Here is a 23,518-nt window from a genome sequence, read left to right as displayed (position 1 = left end):
CGTGCGACGCTACGATAATTGCGATCACACGCGATCCTTAATCCCAAGTTCGCGATCAAGCTCATCGATCAGGGCATCGGCCTTTTCCAGGGTCATATTTTCGAAGAACTCTCCGTTGACCTGTAAGGCTGGAGCCGAGCTGCAGGCTGCAATGCATTCAGCCGTCTTCAACGAATACATGCCATCTGCGGTCGTCTCGCCGCGCTTAACGCCGAGGCGCTGCTCCAGATGCTCAACGAGCTCATCGCAGTTGCGCAGGTAACACGAAATACTTGTGCACACATGGATAATTTTCTTGCCCTGCGGTCGCTGATAATACATAGTATAGAAGGTCGCGATACTCTGAACATCATCGACCGTCAAATTAATCGCCTCAGCCACAGCCTGCAAGCCCTCGCTGGTGATGTAGCCCTCTTCCTGCTGTGCAATGTGGAGAGAAGGCATCACCGCAGAGCGCGCTGCGGGATAGCGTGAAGCCAGATCCCGCATACGCTGCTTTGCCTGTTCAGAAATCATCGGTCCACCTCCCCTAAAATGATATCAATACTACCAATTCCGGCTACAACATCGGCCAGATAGCCACCCTCGATCATGGATGGAAGCGCCTGCAAGTTGGCAAACGATGGGGCGCGGACGTGCATACGATATGGATGCGCACTGCCATCACTGACCAGATAGACTCCCAGTTCACCTTTGGGCGATTCCGTGCGGACAAAGGATTCACCTTTGGGCGGTCGATAGCCTTCGGTGAAGAGTTTGAAGTGATGGATCAAGGCTTCCATGCTACCGGTGATCTGCCATTTGGGCGGCGGTGTAATCTTGGGATTGCTGACACGATATGGACCTGTGGGCAAGCCTGCCAGTGCTTGCTCAACGATCTTCAGGCTCTGCTCCATCTCCAACATACGCACGAGATAGCGATCATAGACATCGCCATTCGAGCCGACAGGGATATCAAAATCGAACTGCTCATAGCCCGAATACGGGAAAGCTTTACGAACATCCCAGAGCACGCCACTACCGCGTAGCACAGGACCACTTGTTCCGTAAGCAATCGCATCCTCTTTGCTCAAGACGCTGATGTTTTTGGTGCGCTCAAGCCAGAGCTGATTGTTGGTCAGCAGGTCATGATACTCTTGCAAGCGTGCCGGGAATTCGGCGGTAAACAGGCGTACTTTCTCGTCAAATTTCGGAGGGAGATCGGCCTGGAGTCCTCCGGGACAGATATAGCTTGTCATCATGCGCACGCCGGAGACGTACTCAAAGACATCCAGGATCAGTTCGCGCTCACGGAAACAGTAGAGAAATGTGCTCATCGCTCCCAGGTCGAGCGCGTGCGTTCCAAGCCAGACCAGATGACTGGCAATACGCTGCAACTCCACCAGGATCACGCGAGCATACTTGACCTTCTCGCTGATCTCGTCCTCGATGCCAAGCAGGTTTTCAACCGATAACGAATAGGCAAGATTGTTGCTCAATGGCGCAACATAATCCATGCGATCGGTCAGAACCAGAGCCTGATGATAGCTCTTGGATTCTGCGGTCTTTTCGATGCCAGTATGTAAGAAGCCGATGTCTGGCACGGCTTTGATGACTATTTCACCCTCAATAGTGAGCAGCAAGCGTAGCACGCCATGAGTGCTCGGATGCTGAGGTCCCATATTGATTGTCATCGTGTCGGAGTGTTGACCACCACCGAGCGGCTGACCACCATCAAGGGTATACGTATGTTCAATCTCTTGCTGCTGCATAAGTTATCCTTTACGCGTTCCATCCTGTGGGGATCGTGAAGCAGAGTCGGGCGCGTCCTCTTCAGGAGCAAAGGTGCCGGGCTCCTGAGCGGTGCTAATATGCACACGGCCCTCGTTCAAGCCACGTCCTTCAGGTGTGCGCAGCGTCTGCTGATAATAAGCGCCCACTCCCGGATCGATATCATAAGGGACCTGGCCACCCCAATGGGGTTCAGGCAGGTCAAAACCAGAGAGGGGATAATCTTTACGCAAGGGATGAGTTGTCCATTCGGGAGGCATCATGATACGACGCAGGTCGGGATGATCAGTAAACGTCAACCCGAAGAGATCAAAAACCTCACGCTCGTACCAGTTGGCAGCCGGCCAGAGTCCAGTCAGCGATGGCACCGCTGGATGCTCTTCACGACGCTGTCCAACCCGAATCTTGAGGCGTATAAAACATCGATGCGTTAAGGAGAGAAGATGATAAACGACGTCGAAACGAGGAACGCGCTCAGGCCAATCGATCGCGGTAATTGTTTCCAGAAACGCATAATCGAGCTCCTTCTTGAGATAGGCGCAGACCTCAACCAGATGCTCTGGCTTCAGGATCAGCGTCTGCTCTTGACGGACCTCTATGGTTTCTACGATAGCCTGCGGGAACGTTCGTTGCACCGCCTCGACCGTCGATGTTGCTGTGATGACCATAACTAATTAAGCATTCCTTCAATGTGTGATAAAACACCAGTATGCCGACAACATAGTCGTAATGAGTCCAGGATAAGCGAACATCAAAGTTGTAGGTTAGAGAGAAAAGAAAAAAACCTATGCTTCGTCTTGCACAGGACCGAAAAGCTTCAAGCCGCTATCCTTAAGTGGATCGGGTGGATTGGGTATCCCATCGCGAATCTTGCGCTGTAACTCATTGAAGCCAAAGAGCAGCATATCAGGAGTAGGAGGGCAGCCAGGTACAAACACATCGACTGGAACGATCTTATCGACTCCCTGTACGATAGCGTAGTTATTAAAAACACCGCCGCAAGAAGCACAGGCTCCCATCGAGATCACCCACTTGGGCTCCGGCATCTGATCATAGATCTGCCGCAGCACGGGAGCCATCTTGGTAGAGCAGCGTCCAGCCACAATCATCAGATCAGCCTGACGCGGCGAAGCGCGAAAGACCTCAGCACCGAACCGAGACATATCAAAGCGGCTACCCTGTGCGGACATCATCTCGATGGCACAGCAGGCCAGTCCAAAGGTAACAGGCCAGAGAGATGAGCTGCGTCCCCACTCAAGCACCTTGCTGACCTGTGTCGTCAAAACACCGAAACCGCCGTCCTTCTCGTGGACAGGCAGATCGCGACGCATACGAGGAGTCTGCGTGTTTGAATAGGTCTGGACAGGCTCCCATGGATTTTTTATTCCCATGTAAACGCCCCCTTCCGCCAAACATAAACGTATCCCACCATCAGAACTGCCAGGAAGACCAGAAGCTCGATTAATCCGAATAATTTCAGCTGGCGCATCAGGATGGCGAGAGGATAAAACGAAACGATCTCAATGTCGAAGGCGATGAATAGCATGCCTGTCAACAGATACTTGACAGGGAAGCGTCGCTTCGGCGCAGTGATCTCTTGAATACCACATTCATAAGGCGCTAGCTTCTCCGGCGAAGGCTTTTTAGGCCCGAGAATCGCTGTGACTCCCATCACAAGCACGCCGAAAACGAGAGCAATCGCCACATACAAAAAAACGGGGAGTGCTGTTCCCATAGTCGCAACCCCTTCATTGCAAATAAAAAATACACGTATCTGAACACGATAAGAGGTGTCCAATGTACACTACCTCATCTCGTATCGTAGCATAGAGGAGGTGACAAAGTCAAATAAAAACAGCCTCCCACGGGGGCCGACAAGAGAGCAAAGACCTTGTGATCTGTCATCATTTCATGAGTGATAACAGATGCGTGAATAGTAGTAAGTAGTTGCACATACGTGTGATAATGCTATATAAGGTGGAAGATTTCACCCCTTCACCCAGGGGAAACACAATAACACAATATTTTATGAAGAGATGGATGGTGATCTCTTTTGAGCATTGGGAGGTGACGGTTCGATGGTACAGACTGATTTAAATGCACAATCGGCATTGAAGATAGAGAAGGAATTCGTTTCGGGATCGTATCGCTGGTTTACTTACGCGGCCGATGTGACCGGGCTACGCTTGATCTGTCTGGAGGATCTTGAGACGGGGACGGTGGTGACGACGACGGTGGCAAACCCTGAGCTGCGCACGGCGGCACATAAGGCGTGGGCGGGTGCACGTCAGTCGCGGGCGGCGGGGATGCCGTGGGAGATTCTGAGCGAGATGGGTCAGAAGGGCGTTGATCCGGATCAGAAGATTGAGGAGATGTTTCGCGGCTACGGTCACGCTTCGGTCGGCGATATGGCTCGCCTGGCGGTCGATATGGGGAAGGTGCCGATGCATCTGTGTCTGGCCCTTTTCAATGAGGGATCGCTCAATTCGGGGCAGGAGAAATCCACACGCTATCAACCACGCTTTGGAAAAGCGATCCTGCATCAGCTCAAGAACTATCTGCCGACAACAATCGATGACAATACGCTGGAGACCCTGGAGACCGAGTATCAGGCTCTGGGGACGCTGTCGTTGAGACTATTTACGCAGCATCGAGAAAGTTTACTGCGAGCTTTTACGATGTATTACCAGGCGGATACAACTCAGACAGCGCAGAAAAGTGCTCTGACTTCTCGCGTGCTCGATTGCGTTCGCTACTTTTTGCTCTTTGGGCAGTGGAGCGGGATGTCCTTTGAGACGTCGGCCCGCGATTGGTCCCGCATCATCTCAGAGCTGAAGGGAGCGCCCATCGGCTATTATCACAGGGTTGCGGCACAGATTGAGAAGTTGCTGGCTCCCACACCCGAAGAAGAGAAGATGCTTGGCTATCTGGCAGAGGCTCCCAGTCTGATAAGCCATACAAAAGCACTCACCACCGTCAATACAAATCTGCACGCCCTGCGAGACTATCTGGTGGAGCAGTCTGATCTACTGCGGTCCGTGGAAATCAAGCGAGGAGCTCCGGCACGCGTCACACAGCAGGTACACCTGCTCGACGCCAAATATAGTCCCAGCGAGCGTCTGGTGGCCGAATATATCTTATTACTCTGGCCAGGCATGGCTCGTGTGCCGCTCCTGGATTGGGTCCATCAACAGAGCGATGAGGTCAAGAAAGCTATCAGTAGTATCTTATTCGCACAGCATACAAATTATAGCGAGCTGCCAGCCTTTAGTCGTACAACAACGATGACTCTGGCAATCGAGAGCAATCTGGGCGAGTTGCGCGACTTTAATCGACACCGTGCCTGGGGACGCTTTGTCCCACTTCCCCTCGTCTTCGGCAGTCAGGTTGGTCAGGATGCCATCAAGCAGATACTCGCCCGAGGCTTTGGTCTGCCATTGTATCTCACGGAAGTCCCAGAATTCGCGGCCTATAAGGAAGCCTTCGAACATGATCTGCTGGACTATTATCAACAGCTACAGGCGTTCTTTGAACATGCATCCGCCCTGCTTGGAGAGACATTCGACTACTCATTTATGCTCAATCTTTTGCCACTGGCTCATCAGGTCGATATCTGGATGCATGGAGATCCCAAGCAAGCTTTGTATTTGACCACACAACGCGTCCGCCCGGGTGGGCATATCAACTATCGTGCACTCGCCTATCAGGCCAATCAACTGCTTGCAGCCTCAGACCCGTATCTATCTGCCATGCAGCTTGAGCAGATGCCCGATCCCTCCAGCCGCGACGAATTCTTTGATCGCAGCTAGTAGCGTCACACGCTCGCGTGTGACGCTACGATGTCCTCGCTTCGCTCGACATGCATGTCCCCATTGATAAGACTCACATAGCAGAAGAAACATTGATGACAATATCAACATATTGACAATATATATATATTGAAATATTCTATTGAATAGAGAAAATACACAACAGATGGATATATGTCACGATATTTGAGGGTCTCCCGCTAAGGGAAATGGTCAATAACAGCAAAAAGGATGGCTGATGATAGATTTGCTTTACTATGTATCCTACTTTCTTGGCGGGGCATTTCTTGCCAATGCAATTCCGCATTTTGTGAGTGGCATGATGGGACGCCCTTTTCAAAGTCCATTTGCGAAACCGCCCGGTGAGGGACTTTCTTCTTCGACCATCAATATAGTGTGGGGATTTATCAATCTGGTGATTGGTTATCTTCTACTCGGTCAGGTTGGAAACTTTAATATACGTTCCCTGGGCGACGTTATTGCATTGGGATTGGGCGTTCTTCTGATGGGGCTCTTCTCAGCACGCCACTTCGGACGATTTCATGGTGGCAATACTCCAGAGAGGACGTAAGGGGCCGTTTCGTACAATAAAAGCCGGCGTAATTACATATAAAGGTTACGTCGAGCGAAGCGAAGACCGTGTAGACGGTATCTAAGGTGTCCTTGCTTCGCTCGACTTGCCTCCCAAGACAAAAATGAATGACATTCCTAATTAATAGCGACGGTCACGATATCCGCCACCACCACCATTGCCACCATATCCACCGCCGCTGTTGCCGCCATATCCGCCGCCGCCACGTGAATCACGTCGTTGAAAGCCGCCACCACCACCACGATTATCGCGCTTCTCCTGGGCTTCGTTGACGATAATTGTGCGGCCATCAAGAGTTGAGTTGTTGAGCTGGCTCATGGCATTTTGAGCCTCTTCATCGTTACTCATCTCCACAAAGCCAAACCCTTTACTGCGTCCGGTCTCACGGTCAATGATGATTGTGGCTGAGATCACTTCACCAAATTGACCAAAAAGATCACCAAGTTCCTGGTCAGATGTCCGATAGGGCAGCTTTCCTACGTAGAGTTTCACTATCTGTTCTCCAATCGACGCCATAGTCTATCGCGGTCCGTGAACTAGCACTTTCACAAAAATTGAGGCCGGGATATGTGCCGTCGCTCTCTATTATATCAATATACACCATTATGTAGATAGGTGTATAAATTTGTATCCCGCATTGATATAAAAATCCAGCCTCCTCTATTCCTCTCAGGCCCCTTGCAGAGCAGACGCAGCGGGATAATCTTGTTCGTCGGATGCAGTAGCCTGCAAAACCAATTTTCCATCTTTACTATCAATATTGATGACCGATCCTTCGTGGATGGACCCATCCAGGATAGCGCGTGCAATGCGATTCTCTACTTCATGTTGAATGACACGTTTCAATGGTCGGGCTCCAAATTGTGGATCGTAGCCTTCTGCCGCCAGATAATCTTTCGCCGCTTCACTCAAGGTCAGGCGCATATGACGCTCTTCAAGGCGTGGACGAATCCGATTTAACTGAATCTCGACGATATTTTTAACCTGTTCGCGAGCGATCGCGTGGAAGATGATGATCTCGTCGATGCGATTGATGAATTCTGGACGTAATCCCTCGGAGCGTAAACGCTCACGGATCACACGTTGAACCTCATCCTCATCTCTGCCAGCATATTCGGGCAGCCAGAGATCGCCGAGATTACTCGTCATGATAATAACGGTGTTGCGGAAATCGACTGTACGTCCCTGCCCATCGGTTAGACGGCCATCGTCGAGCAGTTGCAGCAGCAGATTGAATACTTCGGGGGCGGCTTTTTCAATCTCATCAAGCAGTATCACGCTATAGGGATGTCTGCGAACCGCCTCAGTCAGCTGTCCACCTTCGTCGTAGCCGATGTAGCCGGGAGGCGCTCCGATCAGGCGCGAGACGCTATGCTTCTCCATGTACTCTGACATATCGATACGTACCATTGCCTGCTCATTGTCAAAGAGAAATTCCGCCAGAGCTCGAGCTAGCTCGGTTTTGCCGACGCCTGTGGGTCCTAAAAAGAGGAAGCTGGCAAGCGGCCGATTGGGATCTTGTAGACCTGCCCTCGAACGACGCATGGCATCCGCGACGGTCGCCAGAGCAGCATCCTGGCCAACGACGCGCTCGCGCAGGCGATCCTCCATCTGGAGCAACTTCTGCACTTCGGCCTCAAGCATCCTGGAGACGGGAATGTGCGTCCACTTGGAGACGATCTCAGCGATCTCCTCAGCATCCACCTCCTCCTTGAGCATCCGACCACTCTGAAGATTGGAAAGTTTGATCTCTTGATCCTGGATGCGCTGCGTTAAATCCTTAATCACGCTGTGCTGAAGACGCGCCATCTCGCCATAATTATATTCGCGATCGGCCTGCTCGTACTGGACCTGCGCCTCATCAAGCTGCTGCTTCAGACTACGCATCTCCTCAACCGGCTCACGTTCGCTCTCCAGAGTCAGACGCATAGAACGAAGTTGCTCGTTGAGATTAGCCAGTTCGCGCTCAACACGCGCACGACGCTCTTTGCTCGCCACATCCGTTTCTTTCTTCAACGCCTCCTGCTCCACCTGCAACTGACGGATACGACGATCAAGGGCATCCATCTCGCTCGGAGTGCTATCCAGTTCGACGCGACGCAGGCTGGCGGCCTCATCGATCAGATCGATAGCCTTATCCGGCAGGAAGCGGTCCGTGATGTAGCGATTGGAGAGTACAGCCGCCGCCACCAGAGCACTATCCTGGATGCGCACACCATGATGGACTTCGTAACGAGATTTCAAGCCGCGCAAGATGCTGATGGTATCTTCAACGGTCGGTTGTTCAACAATCACGGGCTGAAAACGCCGTTCCAGGGCCGCGTCTTTCTCGATGTATTTGCGATATTCGTTGAGCGTGGTGGCTCCAATACAATGCAATTCGCCACGCGCCAGCATCGGCTTGAGCATATTGGAGGCATCCATCGCCCCCTCACCAGCCCCTGCTCCCACCAGGGTATGCAACTCGTCGATGAAAAGAACAATCCCTCCCGATGAGCCCGTGACCTCCTTGAGGACAGCCTTGAGGCGCTCCTCAAATTCGCCACGGAATTTGGCACCCGCGACCAGAGCACCCAGGTCGAGCGTGATGACTTGCTTGTTCGCCAGGGATTTGGGAACATCGCCGCGCACAATACGCTGAGCAAGTCCCTCAACGATAGCGGTCTTGCCGACGCCCGGCTCACCGATCAGAACAGGATTATTCTTGGTGCGACGACTGAGTACCTGGATCACACGACGGATCTCTTCATCACGTCCAATGACTGGATCTAATGTACCCCGGCGGGCAAACTCGGTCAGATTGCGTCCATACTTCTCAAGCGCCTGATACTTGCCTTCGGGATGCGCATCGGTCACGCGCTGCGTCCCTCGAATAGCGGTCAGGGCCTTCAGGGCAAGTTCTCGATCGATACCAGCAGCCTTCAGGGTCCGTTGAGCCGCTCCATCGGTCTGCAAGAGCGCCAGCAGCAGATGCTCCACGCTCAAATACTCATCCTTAAAGTTATTCATCTCCTGCCAGGCCTGCTCCAAAAGCTTGGCCAGACGCGGCGAGACTCCCGGCTCAGCGCTCACATGGACACGCGGCAGGCGCGCAATTTCATTTTCAATCGCACTTTTGGCCAGCACAATGTTGCCGCCCGCCTTGAGGATAATCTGCTGAACCACCCCACCATCCTGAGAAAGTAAAGCATCCAGCACATGTTCAGGCTCAACCAGACTATTGTTGTAGGCCTGCGCATTTTTTGAAGCCTCATGAATAGCTTCACGGGCCTTATCAGTAAAACGTTCGATATCCATAGCATCGCCTCCCAAACTCTCTATCTAAGCATTTCTAGCTCTTTCGATCACTATACCACATAGAGGCGATGATTATCAACAAGTTTTAGTGCCAATGTATCAATCTTTGTGATACGCTGACCATAAGCCTTAACAAAAAGTCACGGCGAGTTGACATATTCTCCAAAGAAAGAAATAATGAATAATCAATGATTATATAAAACGAGCCGAGGTGAAGCATGAAATATATTAAAAAGTTTTTTTCAGTGCGCATTATACGCTATGGAATAGTGGGAGGCGCTGGCATCCCTATCAATCTGATCGCGCTAGCTATCTTTATCCATATTTTTGGCGACCAGGGACTGGCGGGATGGCTCTCGGTGGTGTTCGCATTTGAGGTCAGTACAACAATTAACTTTGTGTTAAATCAAACATTTACCTATCACGATCAAAAACTCTCAAGCCGCTCCGAATGGATCAAGCGAGCAGCAAAAGCACAGGTCACAAGCCTCTCATCCCAACTGCTCACGTTAGGAATCAAATATGGCTTGCACTTCAGTGATCCATATATTGCGAACAGCCTGGGAATTGCCTGTGGCTTTCTCTTTCAATTTTTCGTCACCAACAGATTCGTTTTTCGTCCGGTCGCAGAACCAAATATGCCCCCTCATGAGCAACTCATGCTCTCAGATGAAGTACCCGTTGTAACCAATGAGGCCTAGTGTATTACCACAAATATTTGACTGGCTCTATCTGAAGGGTAGAGCCAGTCAAGCTCACCTCACAGCCCTCCACAAACGTCATCTATAACTTATCAAAGAGAGGCGTAAAAACCCTGCATTCATGACTCTGTTGGCGAAATCGGTAGAGCCGTATGGGGAGGGAACGGGCGTCGTAAACGGTGGCCCCTACCTGGGTACAGGCCATAAATGGCCTCTTCTGACGAAGAGACGTAATCTTCTTGAGACGTTTCAAAGATAAAAGGTAGCTTTTATACCTGTCCACTGATACGGTAGAAGCCATTCTCCTGAAAATAAATTTTCATGGATGGTGGTGCTCCAGCGGAGCATGCGTTATTTATGGCTCCTTGACAGGTAGGGGCCACGTTCTCGGCGCCAGTTCCTTCGCCACATGACCAAGCTCCCTGGAAGGTTGAACATGATCCCAGAGAGGTCCTCTTGTCCAGACAAAATTCCCCAACAGAGTCATTTATGCATGGAGTATTTCACAGAACCATCCCGATGACAGCAACGCCAAAAACCTCTTCAAGCATGCAGGGAATGTCCCGCACTAATTTATTGTCAAATAGCCTATCTACTCGTTTTGACGCTTCAGTATAATGTAATTATGCACATAGCGTAAGGGGAAATGTGATATATGTTATGAAAATATAACACGGTCAGGTGAGGCACTGTAAAAGGATTTTTATATTGCTGTTTCTGTTTGTATCCACCTTACATGTGCACGATAACAATCGTGAAAATTTTTATAGGCACGATTTCTCTCACATTAGAAAGGAAACACTAATATGAACATGCAAATCTCAAACATCTCAGAAGACGCTATCGAACTCACAGCCAGCGATCTGGAAACAATTGTAGGTGGATATGGCGGTGGCTTTGGAACCGTCTCATCCAGCAATGGTTCTTACGCTAATCCTTACAGCACCGGTAGCTGGGGTGGAGTAAGCTCAACCGGTGGTGGTTATGGTAGCCATGCAGGTGCTGGCGGAGCCTTTAACGCTTCGCAGAGTGGTTCCGCCTATGGTGCTGGACTGGGTATCTCAGTATCAAACGGCACAGGTTGGGCCGGTGGCTTTGGCTTCTAATATCCCAGTTGAGGCACTGAACAGATCAATCAGGAGTATAAGCTGAGGTAACGGGCGAAGCAAACAAAGCGACTAAAACTCCAGGCGGGTGGGCATCTTTTAGAGATGTCCACCCGCTTTGTTGGGTAAAATGCGCAAAGCTATTATCATACTATCCTAATGTGGATAAGGATGGTATACTACACCTCGAAGCGGCGTTATTTCTGGCACGGAACGTGGTATAATAGTCGCCAAATTGGCATGTTTTTCGCCTGGCGGAGAGAGGATTAGAAGCACTGTTATGGCAATGTTTGAGAACTTATCAAAACGTCTTGAGGGAATATTCAATAATCTCGGTGGGCAAGGCAAGCTGACTGAGGATGATGTAAATACAGCGTTACGTGAAGTCCGCTTAGCCTTGATTGAAGCTGATGTCAATCTAAAGGTAGCGCGACAGTTCGCCGATCGGATAAAAGAGAAAGCCATTGGAGCTGATGTCCTGGGCAGCCTCTCCCCAGCACAGCAGGTGCTCTCGATTGTCAATGAAGAGCTGGTAGAGGTCCTCGGTGGCGCAAACGGCAATAATAAATTAGATCTGGGTGGAACCCCTCCACAAGTGATCATGCTGGTCGGCCTGCAAGGCTCAGGTAAAACAACATCGGCGGCGAAACTGGCAAATTATCTGCGCAAGCAAGGACAGCGTCCCCTGCTGGTCGCCGCTGACATGTATCGTCCAGCCGCCGTCAACCAGTTAAAGGCACTGGGACGCCAGCTCTCCATTCCAGTCTACTCGGAGCCGACGGGAGCGAATCCGGTCGAGATCTGCGTACGATCGCTGGACTTTGCTCGCGAGCAGGCCAATACGGTCGTGATCCTCGACACTGCTGGTCGCTTGAATATCGACGAGCTCATGATGAATGAGGTTATCAATATTCGTGAGCGTACCCATCCACGCGAAGTATTACTGGTCGCCGACGCTATGACCGGTCAGGAAGCAGTCCATGTGGCAACCGACTTTAATAAGGCGGTCTCGCTTACGGGTATGATCCTGACAAAAATGGATGGCGATGCTCGTGGTGGCGCAGCGCTCTCGATCCGCACAGTGACCGGGGTGCCAGTCAAATTCATGGGTACGGGCGAAAAGACAGATGCATTAGAGCCTTTCTATCCAGATCGCCTGGCCTCGCGTATACTAGGAATGGGAGATGTACTCTCCTTGATCGAGCGAGCTCAAGAGAGCATCGATGAAGAAGAGGCACTCAAAGCACAGCAGAAACTTCAGCAAGGCAAGTTTGATCTCGAGGATTTCTTGAACGCGATGCGTCAGCTGAAGCGTATGGGTCCGTTGCGCAATGTGATGGAGATGTTGCCAGGCTTCAACAAGCTGGCCGCGACTCCAGAGATGGAAGAGGCACTGGAAGGCGATCAGCTCAAATACGTTGAGGCAATGATCCTCTCGATGACCAAGGAAGAGCGACGCAATCCAGATATCATGAACGGCAGCCGGCGCAAGCGTATCGCTCGCGGTAGTGGCACGACCGTACAGGAAGTCAATCAGCTGCTGGACCAATTTGGCGAGATGCGCACGATGATCCGTCAGATGAGCTCTGGCAAAGGTCCCTTCGCGCAGATGGCTCGTCAATATGGCGGAGGCACTGGTATCCCAGGGATGCCAAGTGCACCAAAAGCCATCGGCGGCAAGAAAACTGGAAAGGCCGCTCGTAAAGATAAGCGCAAGCAGAAATCACGCGGCGGAAAAAGGTAAGCTCAATGGGTTTGTCGTATCCTGTGCTCAGGTACGCACGTCTGGCGAAGTCGATGGGGATGGTGATGATAATGGCGGCGGCACTCACGACGAGCGCTTGCGCGGGTGCCTCACAGGTACGACAACACGCAGTAACCAGTCAGCAACATTTCCAGCAGACACTCCAGAGTGCGCAGCAGTTTGGATTTTCAGAGCATGCCTTGCAAACAATCCTACAGCAAGCGGCTCTACTGAGCAAGCAGCAACCACCAACCAGCCTCTTCAGCGATCAGCCGATCGATGAGTATTATCATTCCCTGGATAAAAAATATGTGCTCCTGACTTCGCAATTACAAAATGTCATGTTTACAGACAAAAAACTTGCTTTGAGCCAGGCCGAACAGCAATTTCAACAGACGCAAATGTTGCTCAAGCAAGCGACAAGCAAAGGTATCCCCACGCATCAAATCACGGCACTGCTCAAGCAGATACACAGCAAGCTTCAGACAGCGCAAAGTTTCGAGGAATATGCTCAGAATCAATCCAGCCTCAAAGAGGTGCAAACCACGCTACACAAATCAGCAACGACGGCCGCCTCACTCAGTAGATTGAAAACCATGTTAACACTGGCCCGGGAGGCTCATTTAGAGGCAACAGCGCAGACGCTTCAGGCCTCCTACCAGAGCGATCAGCAAGCTTTTCAAGGTTTCTCAAGTAGCAGTGATCTACAGAAGCTCGATAGAGAAATCAAGCATCATTATCAGCTGGCAAGCAATGATATCGCGCAGGCGATGCCATCCATTGCCTCCGCCCGTCTCAATGAGCTGGATAAGCATATCAAGGAGCTTGCCAGCCATAATATTGATGCGACCCCCTATCAGTCCAGACTGGCAGCCGATCAGAGTCTGGTAACTCAGACCATGAGTATGGCCGATGATCAGCATTTTTTGCAGCAGGTCGATACAGATATCTTTGACGCTCAAGCAATTGTACTACGGAACGAAGCACAGCCAATCATCGATCAGTTTCATCAGGATGTAAAGGCGTGGAGCAATGACCACGTCTACGATGATCAATTCGATGGCAATAGTTACGCCATCGATACCAGCTATCTGGATAACAACTTCGGCGCGGATGCAGATAAGCAGCTTCAGCAGGCAACGACGCTCAGTGGGCTTCAGAACGCCATCGACGACGCCAAAACGCTCCAATTTAATCACCAACTGATGGAGGAAGATTATGAGGATACCACACCATATGATCAAGTTCATCAGACAGATCTCATGGCGTTACAGCACTATCATTTAGAGCAAGGGCAGGTGATTGTGATCTCGCTAAGTCAACAGGAACTACGGCTCTATCAGGATGGAAATTTAGTCCACGCATTTTTAGTCACAACCGGACGCCCCGAACGACCAACGCCACCCGGAGTCTGGAATATCCTCAATCGGCTCTCACCCACCACATTCAAATCGAGCGACGCCCCCAACTCGCCCTACTGGTATCCAAATACCGTCATCCAGCATGCCCTGCTCTTTCACGATGGTGGCTATTTCATCCACGATAGCTGGTGGCGCAAAAGCTATGGACCAGGGACCGAATTTCCTCACCATGACGCGACAGGAGATCAGCAAGACTCTGGCAACGGCAGTCACGGATGTGTCAATTTGCCGCCCGATCAGGCGGCGTGGCTCTATAATGCCACGGGATGGAACACCAGCGTCGTCGTGTATTAATATAATATCAAGCTGACCGCGCCAAGCTGGCTCCGCCATAAAATTTTCCTATATACATGAGAAACACATTTTTGACCAGGATACCTATTGACGAATGACCCGTTGAACGATATAAACAATAAAGGCATAATTAAGCGACTTTTCATACTTCCGTCCAAGTCCCAATATTCTTTGACGTCAGACAAGAGAAATATCCTTTTCTAAGCTATAATACTTATAGAGATACCAGAATATAAAGCTGATGGAGCTCAACCATGCGTGTGACATCTGAAAAACAAATACCACAGAAAGTCTATGCGTGCGCACATGCCCATCGGCTTGGCGTACCACGAATCATCTATGAACCAAAGCATATCTCCCATATGTACCTCGTGCTCTCATCATTCGCATTTATCATCAGCGCCACAATTATTGGAGCCTACGCATTTCTGTATGAGCAGATCTTCAGCAGCTGGCCACTCTGGCAGTGCTGGATGGTGGTTGGGATCGGGGTGGCCTGGTTCGGGATCGGTCTGTGGATGCTGATGGAGCCGGTAGTCTCATCTCAAATACGTATTTTTCTGTGCCCAAAGGGACTTATCTACATTAAACATAGCTACGAGGTGATTCGCTGGGATGGCATTCTTCAGCTATCCAAAGAGATCGCGCTGGGAACCAGGGCAACTTTGCTCTGTCGCTACACTATTTTACGCGACGATGGCAAAACATTTGTGCTGGAAAATGATCTGCCACATCTGGATCGTCTGGGCGGCTTTATGGAACGCGAGATCACACGGCATCTCCTCCCACAAATGATCACAGCGTACGACGCCGGAGAAACGCTCACGTTCGGCAATTTTATCGTCACCGCACAAGGTATCATAGCCCGGCGCGAGCAGCAGCGCCTATCCTGGTACGAATTTGAACGCGTCAGCATCGACGAGACAACGATCAGCATCTATCGTCTGGGCGATGTCTGGGCATGGGTAACCCTGAATATATCTGATTTCCCAAATGTATGGATTTTCAAGGGGCTACTGGAATATGCCACCAAGCATGCACGTATCCCCTCTCCTCGACCGCTCTCCACAGTACAGCAGGTAGCACCAATAGCACCAATAGCACCTGCTCTACAAGTACCAGGCGAGGATAAGCCATCCCAACTAAGAGCTTACGATGCCGGTCAGGTAATCTCATTTGGACCATTATCAATCAGCCTGGACGGCGTGAGCATCCATAACGATACCACGTATCTCCCCTGGGAAGAGATCGCCAGCTTTGGAGTCGGTGAGCGTGAGGTGATCATCAAAAAGATCGGGATTGCCCATCAGTGGTACACGCTGCCCATCTGGACCATCTCTGATGCGGCACGGCTCAAGCAATTAGTCGATTATGCCCTGTTCCAGCAATACATGTAGTATCAAGCATGAATTGACCCTCTCAGCGACTAGAAACCATACAACATTCCCTGCTATTCTTTCAGTATCTATACAATTATTTACGCAATCTGGAAGGGCGATAGATGCTGAAAAGAATTCCTATCAAGTTATCTGTCATCTGGATACTTGTAGTGCTCCTCTGCTTATCTGTACTACTTGTTGTCCGGACCAATATGAATGCACATGCAGCAGAACCAACGTTCTCCGATCAAAACGTACTAAGCACTCCCTGGATAGGGCTTGGAGCACAATATGGAAATATCGAAACGTCTCTGACGGATAGCCAGTGGAATAAGCTGACTGCTGAAGAGGATTATATGCAGCCTGGACTCGTACGGACAACGGATAACTTTGGCATGTGTACGTCATCCGGCTGTCCCAGTTACGATTGGAATGCACCTGCGATGCAATCATGGTATCGCATGCTGGATAGCCTCAAAGCATCCAACACGGCAGTGGCCATCGGTGCCTGGCGCCCTCCGGATGGCGTAGCCTTTGCTTCAACGCAATTTGCTAAGATTGAAGCCGATTTTTTGAACGAAATGATCAATGTCAAAGGCTATACTAATATCAAGTTATATCATACGCCTAACGAAGCTGATTGCAATTATGCCGGTCAAACCTGGACAGATTATACGCTCGGCCAGTGGGAAACGGCAACCAATAATTTATATGATGCACTCATCAGCGCTAATCTGCTAGGTGAAGTCTATATAGCCGGACCTGATGCCTGTGGTGATAACTGGAATAACTCCGCTCCGGCAGCTGAGCAGGCTCATCTCAGCGCATACGAATGGCATCACTACGCATCACATGCAGATATCAGTAGTGGGCAAGTAGAACAATATCTCAGCAGCCAGCTAAAAAAGATTAATCAGCAGCAGACAACAGCAACGCCCGTTTTCCTCGGCGAGATGGGCGAAAATGGCGTAGATGGTGGCTCGACGGCAAGTAGCTATCAATATGGCCTGGATATGGGAGATTATGGGATACAGCTCGCTCGGGCAGGCTTAAGTGGCGCCAGCGCATGGTGCTTTGACGATAATCTGTTTGTCGTGGATTCTGGAACCAAGCAGTGTGGACTGGGAAATGTTGTCACTGGTACCTTGCATCCCTGGTTCTATTCCTGGAGCCTGCTCGCACGTTATTTTAGAGTCGGCTCTCAGATCTATGCTCCAACAGTAAGTACTCCAAATGTACGTATGGTCGCAGCACAATTGAATATTACCACTACCCCTGAGTGGACTGTAGCCATCGTAAATCAGAATAGTTCTTCTGAGACAGTGACGCTAAATCTGCCTGGAAGCGGGAGCGCACAATTTGATCAGTATAACTATGTGGATGGGCAACGTTCGGTAGATAGTAATGGCTTTCCCACACCAACAACAACAGTTTCCATGACCATGGGTTCTGATACAAATGTGACGATTCCAGCCGATAGCATGATGCTGTTGACAACCCTTCCAGCTCGCGGATCACTGAGCACAATCACCTCCAGAGACTCGTCGATAACAGCCGATACCACAGTTACCAATACGCCTGAGTCGATAGATACACAACATTCACAGGTTACACCAACTCCGGCAACGACATCAACTCCGACGGCTACCGATACTGATACAGCGACATTAACGCCAACAGTGACGCTCACGCCAACGAATACGCCCACTCCGACACCAACACCATCCACCACAGGTGCAGTGCCACAAAGCACCATAGTTGATAATCTCAATGATTGGTCAAAGACCATCAGTCACACTCAAAATATAGTTTTCGATACCAAGCATGACTCCTGGTTTGAGAACGATACATCACGCGTCAAACGTTACAGCAATCAAGCACAAAATTTTGTCTATAAGCAGCAAAATCTCATCAATTTCCAGGCACGGGTCTATCTGGATGATCCCGATGACGTGAACTGCTTTTATGTCGATGTATCTTCCGATGGGAAACATTGGACCTCATTAGCACTCCAATACACGTATCCCGTTCCACAGGTATTCGATCAGAGCACCGATACGACTGGCACAACCGATATCGCAAATATCTATGCCACGACGTATTCCGCTGTGAGTACATTGCCAGCAGGAACACAATACATGCGGGTCAATCTGGGCACCGAAACCCAGATGTGGATGCCACAGGTAGGAAGTGTCACGTTATCGCTGAGCAATTGATGTAAGCCAATCAAGATCGTCATACAGAGAGGCAAGTAGAAAGAGGTCGAGATGTCCCACTCCACGTACGATCAGGCCGGTCAGCGGGGTTCGTCGAAATCCTGCTGGCCGGCCTGATCGTACGAGCTACTGGGACATCGTACGCAAGCGTCCGACGCTACAAGTCTTCGCTTCGCTCGACACTAAGAGCTGTCATGAAAACGTCAGGTTTGAAAAAGATTGACAGAACGATAAAAAATTTAAGGCCCTAAGATTCATAGGGATGATTATAGCAAGCTCAAAAACCTCACGAAATCCTCACAGGGAAAAATCCCATGTATGGTATGCTTGAAACATAAAAATCTTATTTGCCCAGGGCTATATACCGACCATAGTATCAAATAGAAATGTGGTGTTGAGGAGAGGATGAACAATGCCGACAATAGATCCATTTGAGCAACAGAGAAAGCCACCATATCCCTTAATCCGGATAACAACATTAGGCGAATTTACAGTGATGCGTGCCCTCCCGGTCCAGTCTGGACGTCCACGCTACTGCCTGATCCCCTGCGACGATATTGGTAGTCGGGGCACAGCGGTAACGATGCTGAAGCTCTTATTGTGCAGTCCGCGTCGTCGGATGACTAAAACAACGTTGATCGAGAATCTCTGGCCAACGCGGAAAGCGATCAACGCCAGCCACGCCCTCGATACAACCGCCTCGGTGCTACGACGTCACATTTTGTTTGTGCCAACGGAAACCGATGTCGAGCAGAGCTTACTGCAAACACAACGCATCAACAAAGAGACGCTCTTCCTCTTACCACCACAGTCGTGGCTCTGGGTGGACGCCGATGCCTTGCTCAAACTGGCAAACACGGCGATCCGTCAGGAGAAAAAGGGCATCAGTCCACTGCCCTATCTCGAAGCGGCCCATGCGCTGGATAAGGGCGATTTTCTGGAGGATGAGCAACAATTTCCCTGGACCCATAGTCGCCGACAAACGATCGATGGAGCCCGGCATCGTGTCCTCTATCACCTCGTTGATTTATATATCCAGGGCCAGAGACTACGCGAGGCGGAAGAGATACTGTTTGCCTTCCTGCAAGTCTCGCCCGAAGACGAAGATGTACTCTGTCGCTTGCTGATCTTGTTGGCAGGACAGGGGAGACGCCAGGAAGCGCTCAACATCTGCCAGTATTCAACCAGTATTATCCACAGCTGCAAGCGCGAGCTAACAGAGTACACACAGGATCTAGGTCGACGGATACAACAAGGTTCCGTCATCCATGAGATGGACCGCGAACTGGCACTTTATACCCAGGATTTAGCCAGGCGTATGCATCAGGGGCTCGTGATTCGTGAATCACAGGTGGGGTACAGAACAGTAGAAAATACTCTGTCATCAGTAATTATCTTAGTAGCATAATTTTCATAATCGATTGAGTCACAGACACAGAGAGACGCTTCAGGTTAGAAAGGTGGAAATGGGGTAGGATAGCATGCGGATAGAAATGTACAAGATTGTCTACGAGAGCTACAAATTTATGGCCGAAATGGATACAGGGGCTGAAGTGGGAGAGCATCAAATAATCCTCTGGTGTAGCGAAAAAGTCGCTCTGGACACGCTTCCGTTAAAGCAACTCAATATGCACTTACTACTCAAGGCCCTCAAAGAGCCGTATAAAGTTCAACTTATGCCTGCTCTGGAGCAGCTTAAAAAGGCAGCAAGAGAAGGCAGCGAGCAGGATATTCTGGAACTTCAACGCCCCTTCCAGGATAGGAAGATGCCTGCTAGCACAAAAAAGCAGATCAAACAGCTACGTGCACAGCTACATAACACACTCAAAAATATTGATACGACATTCATGCAACAACATATATTACCACTTGAACGCTATTGCTTCGATCTGGCCAGTATTGAAAAGGAGTGCGAAGTCTATGGAGAGAGTCACTATCTCCGTGACTTCTTCTTTGAGGAGGTCAATTATGGGACCATCCGCACCTTTTGTTATGAATTTGCGACTAATCCAGCCTATCGCGAGGAGATTGCAGACAAAAAGGCTCCCTGGATACTGAGAAATAGGCTCTTCACTGACAACCTACTATCAGTGGTAGGAGAAAAAGCGCTACTGGCAAGCGACAACAGTTATATACGTCAGGCCCGTGAGCTCTTCCGCTGGCTGGATCTACACTACAAAGAAGTACTGGCGCATCCCGAATATCAATGCCTCAGCGAACCAATCAGCGCCAGACAGATTAACCATCGCGATAAAGAAACAGCGATGCGACCCATTATAGAGCTGATTCAACGCATGCCGGCCATTGTCAGCCGAGACTACTGTCAGGGCATCGATGGCAAAGTGGAGATACATCCATATGTCTTGCTTCCAGACACGCCACATAAAGAATATGCCTATATCACGTTCAACACCCTCAGCTACTTCGTCCACGACAGTATTATCGCCTCGCTGCACGCCTTTCCGAGCATCACGACGGAACGCATCCCATGCTGCTTCACCTCCAATCTGGTTTTGCGCTCTACCGGAGATAATATCCGCTTCCGCGTCGAGCTATTACAACTGATCCAACAACTCTATGCTGTCACGCAACATGAGCAGGCAGGCAGGAAAGCGACAGACGACTCGATTCAGCACTGGAATATGAGTTGCTATCCCAGGTATCAAGTCCAGCCTAACGATCCGGGAGGCATCATGCCAGGACGCCTCAAATGGCTCTGTCAGGCAACGGAGATAGAAAAAACGCTCCATCATCTCAGTCATATTAATCATTGGGCCAAAGCCGCCGATCTGCTTTATTATGACGATCGGCAGGGGCTCTACAGCGTCAAAGCCGCCATCATCGAGCAAGCAGTCGGTAACGGCACAATTACACCGATCAGCTATGTGGACGGGAGTCCAGCCTTCAGGCACAATTTCACGACAGATCTCGCCGCCAGCACAGCAACCGAGTTGCTCTTCGAAGAACTCAATCATCTCCCTCAGATTGAAAACGACGATCATGACATCGCACGAGCACTCTTTCAACAGATCACAGGAAAATCCTTTCAGCCCGAGCAGGGAAATGCCACGCAACAGCTCACAGAATTGATAGAGACAAGCATCCATGACAGCCTATTAACATTGATTAATCAAGCACTCCAATCACGCCAGCCGATCCCGTATCAGGACTTGATGGACCTCTTTGTGTATCCAACCGATCTGATCGAGATCCCCTGGAGCCGCTACGTCGGCAACTGGGACACATTGAATCCTGGCGAGCGGCGCAAACTTGATCCAGAAGGGCTCAGCCTGATCGGCTTCCACTACAGCAGCGACAACGCCAGCTATCATTTCCATCTCCCATATCGCACAGCCGAACAATTTCTATCCGAAGAGCTGCTCCAGTATCTGCGAGGACACACCAGTCAGGAACGACACGAATATGCCTCCACATATGGACGTCCCATCACGGTCGCAGAAAGCGAAAGCTATCCCATCGAAGAGATGCTACAAATTCTCGGCGTGGATATAAGAAATACATGTCCCCACAAATTGGAACGCAAGACTGAGCGCGGCAGCCATAGCTATCCTTACTACGACGGCGGCTGGGATGAGGATGATCTCGAGGATGAGGAGGATAATCCATATGCTACCGATACCTTCGTGTATAGCTCCAGCAACAAAAAGAGCAAATCCAGGTAAAGGCGATAGAAAAGCGCCATAACGTTGAAGGTGATTGGTGGGTCGATAATGTTTCACGTGAAACATTGGGTGGATATTCTAAAAAGATAAAGATAGGGTTAAAACTATCTTAGATAACTTTGTAGCTTAACCCTATCTACATGCATGTGGAGGTTTTTTCTCACACGCTGCTAAGCAATCCAGATGTGTCGCACAAACATAGCAGCTCCCATCACAAAAAAAGCGATAAAAAGAGTTGACCAGACCTGTCGCACAAAGGTATTTTTACACGAAATGGCGATCGCTACGTAAACAGGAAACATCAGCGCCAGAAAACGTGGCTGGGAGGTTAAGGGAGATGGTCCCAGATAATTATAGGTCAAAGAGAACAGGATAATCGCAACACAAAAGCAGAGATATTCAAGTGGAAGCCGCTTCCAACTATAGATTAAGACAAGTAAGGGAAGCACAGTGAAAATCAAATCGATCAGATTGCGTTGAATACGATCCTTTGGCACAAAGATGAACTCGTACACAAGCACAAGAATCCCCTGGCCAGGAAAGATCATGCTCCGCCCCCAGTGCTCCTCAGCATGGCTGAAGGCTATCGGATCACCTTTGGAGATCCACAAATAGAGCATATAGGTGAGCACTCCGCCAGCGATAAAAAAGATCGGAATAAGCCTGAGGATCATCTCCTTCCAATGCTCTCGCAACATACGGTGCAAGGGCCAGAAACGACGAAGGAAAAATACAAAAAAAAGTAAAGCAGTACTCAGTCCGGGTCCTCTTGTTAGAGCGGCCAAAAAACCACAGATGCCTGCCACATACCAATCTAAAATAGAACCCCGCTTTAAAAAGTAGAACACAGCAAGACATAGCAACAAAAACAGCGATTCTGTATAGCCCGCAAAAAAGAAAAAGCCAAAAGGATTAAGTGCTAGCAGAAACAGGCTATTTTTAGCAATCTCATCCCCAAAATCCTCTGAGATCATTGCATAGAAGAATACCGATGCAAAATAAAAACAGCAATTTGAGATCAATAGGCTGGAAAGATAATAAGCAGTGGTAGAACCTCCCAATGCGAAACCAAAGATGCGAATAAGCCAGGGATATAAGGGAAAGAAAGCCGTTTCGTAAGATGCTAAATGGGAGTATCCTTGCGATGCAATGGCAATAAAATGAGTGGTGTCAAAGACATTCCATGAATTAAGGCAATATCTCAATTCATGGAAGCAGTCATGAGGGGGATTTTTTATCAGGCCACTGATACTCATGTAGGTAATCAGTATAAGCGCGATACGGCTCAGCACAAAAATTTGCGCCGCCACTTTCCATGAGTCTTTTCTTTTCAACATACACCTTGCAATATTTCAGAGATAAAAAAACATTTTCCACGACAATACTAAATATCATCGTGGAATAAGCCACCATAATATTTATACATATAAACTAATCAATCCAAAATAAGATAGTACTTTTGTAAATGCATATAACTACTTTAATAGCATATTTTATTTTATCGCT

The 23,518-nt window shown here is 49.6% G+C and carries 18 protein-coding genes; 10 read left to right on the top strand and 8 right to left on the bottom strand.

The genetic code is table 11. The annotated features are described in order from the left end of the window. Positions 1–24 precede the first annotated feature (24 nt). From nuoE to AC27N8_RS22735, 5 genes are all read right to left on the bottom strand, one after another. A complete protein-coding gene (gene nuoE / locus AC27N8_RS22755) occupies positions 25–516 on the bottom strand; it encodes an NADH-quinone oxidoreductase subunit NuoE (protein ID WP_487069683.1) in 492 nt (163 codons plus the stop codon). After that, complete coding sequence (gene nuoD, locus AC27N8_RS22750; protein WP_487074739.1) at positions 513–1,673, bottom strand: NADH dehydrogenase (quinone) subunit D; 1,161 nt, start codon at positions 1,671–1,673, stop codon at positions 513–515. Before nuoD ends, nuoE begins: the two co-directional genes overlap by 4 nt. An 81-nt stretch (positions 1,674–1,754) precedes the next feature. Further along, positions 1,755–2,438 carry an NADH-quinone oxidoreductase subunit C gene (locus AC27N8_RS22745; protein ID WP_487069682.1) on the bottom strand — a complete coding sequence of 228 codons (684 nt, stop codon included), beginning with the start codon at positions 2,436–2,438 and terminating at the stop codon, positions 1,755–1,757. 117 nt (positions 2,439–2,555) lie between these two features. Then, complete coding sequence (locus tag AC27N8_RS22740) at positions 2,556–3,101, bottom strand: NADH-quinone oxidoreductase subunit B (RefSeq protein ID WP_487074737.1); 546 nt, start codon at positions 3,099–3,101, stop codon at positions 2,556–2,558. A 50-nt stretch (positions 3,102–3,151) separates the two neighbouring features. Next, positions 3,152–3,505: an NADH-quinone oxidoreductase subunit A gene (locus tag AC27N8_RS22735; protein ID WP_487069681.1), complete on the bottom strand. Its 354-nt coding sequence runs from the start codon at positions 3,503–3,505 to the stop codon at positions 3,152–3,154. Positions 3,506–3,848: 343 nt separating this feature from the next. Here AC27N8_RS22735 and AC27N8_RS22730 point away from each other — a divergent pair, with 343 nt between their 5' ends. Beyond that, on the top strand, positions 3,849–5,579 hold the full coding sequence (locus tag AC27N8_RS22730; protein WP_487069680.1) for a hypothetical protein: 1,731 nt from the start codon (positions 3,849–3,851) through the stop codon (positions 5,577–5,579). A 238-nt stretch (positions 5,580–5,817) separates the two neighbouring features. After that, on the top strand, positions 5,818–6,150 hold the full coding sequence (locus tag AC27N8_RS22725; RefSeq protein WP_487069679.1) for a hypothetical protein: 333 nt from the start codon (positions 5,818–5,820) through the stop codon (positions 6,148–6,150). 141 nt (positions 6,151–6,291) lie between these two features. Here AC27N8_RS22725 and AC27N8_RS22720 read toward each other — a convergent pair whose 3' ends face one another. Further along, positions 6,292–6,687: an RNA recognition motif domain-containing protein gene (locus AC27N8_RS22720; RefSeq protein ID WP_487069678.1), complete on the bottom strand. Its 396-nt coding sequence runs from the start codon at positions 6,685–6,687 to the stop codon at positions 6,292–6,294. A 153-nt stretch (positions 6,688–6,840) separates the two neighbouring features. Then, a complete protein-coding gene (gene clpB, locus AC27N8_RS22715) occupies positions 6,841–9,468 on the bottom strand; it encodes an ATP-dependent chaperone ClpB (protein WP_487069677.1) in 2,628 nt (875 codons plus the stop codon). A 218-nt stretch (positions 9,469–9,686) separates the two neighbouring features. Between clpB and AC27N8_RS22710 the strand changes: the two genes are divergently transcribed. The 8 genes from AC27N8_RS22710 (at position 9,687) to AC27N8_RS22675 (ending at position 22,012) form a co-directional block, all read left to right on the top strand. Then, positions 9,687–10,169, top strand: a complete 483-nt coding sequence (locus AC27N8_RS22710) for a GtrA family protein (RefSeq protein WP_487069676.1) — start codon at positions 9,687–9,689, stop codon at positions 10,167–10,169. A gap of 806 nt (positions 10,170–10,975) precedes the next feature. Continuing rightward, positions 10,976–11,275 (top strand): hypothetical protein, encoded by a 300-nt coding sequence (locus AC27N8_RS22705; protein WP_487069675.1) that lies wholly within the window; start codon positions 10,976–10,978, stop codon positions 11,273–11,275. A 286-nt stretch (positions 11,276–11,561) separates the two neighbouring features. After that, entirely contained in the window at positions 11,562–13,019 is a 1,458-nt protein-coding gene (gene ffh / locus AC27N8_RS22700; protein WP_487074735.1) for a signal recognition particle protein, read from the top strand. Positions 13,020–13,024: 5 nt separating this feature from the next. Then, on the top strand, positions 13,025–14,734 hold the full coding sequence (locus tag AC27N8_RS22695; protein ID WP_487069674.1) for a L,D-transpeptidase: 1,710 nt from the start codon (positions 13,025–13,027) through the stop codon (positions 14,732–14,734). Positions 14,735–14,988: 254 nt separating this feature from the next. Beyond that, positions 14,989–16,131, top strand: a complete 1,143-nt coding sequence (locus tag AC27N8_RS22690) for a DUF6585 family protein (protein ID WP_487069673.1) — start codon at positions 14,989–14,991, stop codon at positions 16,129–16,131. A 104-nt stretch (positions 16,132–16,235) separates the two neighbouring features. Further along, positions 16,236–18,329, top strand: coding sequence for a hypothetical protein (locus AC27N8_RS22685; protein ID WP_487069672.1), 2,094 nt, complete (start codon positions 16,236–16,238; stop codon positions 18,327–18,329). Between the two features lie 412 nt (positions 18,330–18,741). Beyond that, entirely contained in the window at positions 18,742–19,737 is a 996-nt protein-coding gene (locus AC27N8_RS22680) for an AfsR/SARP family transcriptional regulator (RefSeq protein WP_487069671.1), read from the top strand. Between the two features lie 73 nt (positions 19,738–19,810). Continuing rightward, the gene (locus tag AC27N8_RS22675) at positions 19,811–22,012 is read left to right on the top strand and encodes a hypothetical protein (RefSeq protein WP_487069670.1); all 2,202 of its coding nucleotides are present in this window, start codon (positions 19,811–19,813) and stop codon (positions 22,010–22,012) included. Between the two features lie 170 nt (positions 22,013–22,182). On the opposite strand, the gene AC27N8_RS22670 is transcribed toward AC27N8_RS22675, so the two are convergent. Next, complete coding sequence (locus AC27N8_RS22670) at positions 22,183–23,349, bottom strand: hypothetical protein (protein ID WP_487069669.1); 1,167 nt, start codon at positions 23,347–23,349, stop codon at positions 22,183–22,185. Between the last annotated feature and the right edge of the window lie 169 nt (positions 23,350–23,518).

The organism is Dictyobacter sp. Z7_2, from assembly GCF_057551105.1.
Note: the sequence above shows the minus strand (reverse complement) of the source record. Positions and strands in the feature narration are given on the sequence as shown.

What these genes read in the sequence shown, in the direction of transcription:
- ffh (WP_487074735.1), top strand. Translation starts at nt 11,562, where the DNA reads ATGTTTGAGAACTTATCAAAACGTCTTGAGGGAATATTCAATAATCTC.
- AC27N8_RS22735 (WP_487069681.1), bottom strand. Translation starts at nt 3,505, where the DNA reads ATGGGAACAGCACTCCCCGTTTTTTTGTATGTGGCGATTGCTCTCGTT.
- AC27N8_RS22710 (WP_487069676.1), top strand. Translation starts at nt 9,687, where the DNA reads ATGAAATATATTAAAAAGTTTTTTTCAGTGCGCATTATACGCTATGGA.
- AC27N8_RS22675 (WP_487069670.1), top strand. Translation starts at nt 19,811, where the DNA reads ATGCGGATAGAAATGTACAAGATTGTCTACGAGAGCTACAAATTTATG.
- nuoE (WP_487069683.1), bottom strand. Translation starts at nt 516, where the DNA reads ATGATTTCTGAACAGGCAAAGCAGCGTATGCGGGATCTGGCTTCACGC.
- AC27N8_RS22695 (WP_487069674.1), top strand. Translation starts at nt 13,025, where the DNA reads ATGGGTTTGTCGTATCCTGTGCTCAGGTACGCACGTCTGGCGAAGTCG.
- AC27N8_RS22690 (WP_487069673.1), top strand. Translation starts at nt 14,989, where the DNA reads ATGCGTGTGACATCTGAAAAACAAATACCACAGAAAGTCTATGCGTGC.
- AC27N8_RS22705 (WP_487069675.1), top strand. Translation starts at nt 10,976, where the DNA reads ATGAACATGCAAATCTCAAACATCTCAGAAGACGCTATCGAACTCACA.
- clpB (WP_487069677.1), bottom strand. Translation starts at nt 9,468, where the DNA reads ATGGATATCGAACGTTTTACTGATAAGGCCCGTGAAGCTATTCATGAG.
- AC27N8_RS22745 (WP_487069682.1), bottom strand. Translation starts at nt 2,438, where the DNA reads ATGGTCATCACAGCAACATCGACGGTCGAGGCGGTGCAACGAACGTTC.
- AC27N8_RS22725 (WP_487069679.1), top strand. Translation starts at nt 5,818, where the DNA reads ATGATAGATTTGCTTTACTATGTATCCTACTTTCTTGGCGGGGCATTT.
- AC27N8_RS22670 (WP_487069669.1), bottom strand. Translation starts at nt 23,349, where the DNA reads ATGTTGAAAAGAAAAGACTCATGGAAAGTGGCGGCGCAAATTTTTGTG.
- AC27N8_RS22720 (WP_487069678.1), bottom strand. Translation starts at nt 6,687, where the DNA reads ATGGCGTCGATTGGAGAACAGATAGTGAAACTCTACGTAGGAAAGCTG.
- AC27N8_RS22685 (WP_487069672.1), top strand. Translation starts at nt 16,236, where the DNA reads ATGCTGAAAAGAATTCCTATCAAGTTATCTGTCATCTGGATACTTGTA.
- AC27N8_RS22730 (WP_487069680.1), top strand. Translation starts at nt 3,849, where the DNA reads ATGGTACAGACTGATTTAAATGCACAATCGGCATTGAAGATAGAGAAG.
- nuoD (WP_487074739.1), bottom strand. Translation starts at nt 1,673, where the DNA reads ATGACAATCAATATGGGACCTCAGCATCCGAGCACTCATGGCGTGCTA.
- AC27N8_RS22740 (WP_487074737.1), bottom strand. Translation starts at nt 3,101, where the DNA reads ATGCGTCGCGATCTGCCTGTCCACGAGAAGGACGGCGGTTTCGGTGTT.
- AC27N8_RS22680 (WP_487069671.1), top strand. Translation starts at nt 18,742, where the DNA reads ATGCCGACAATAGATCCATTTGAGCAACAGAGAAAGCCACCATATCCC.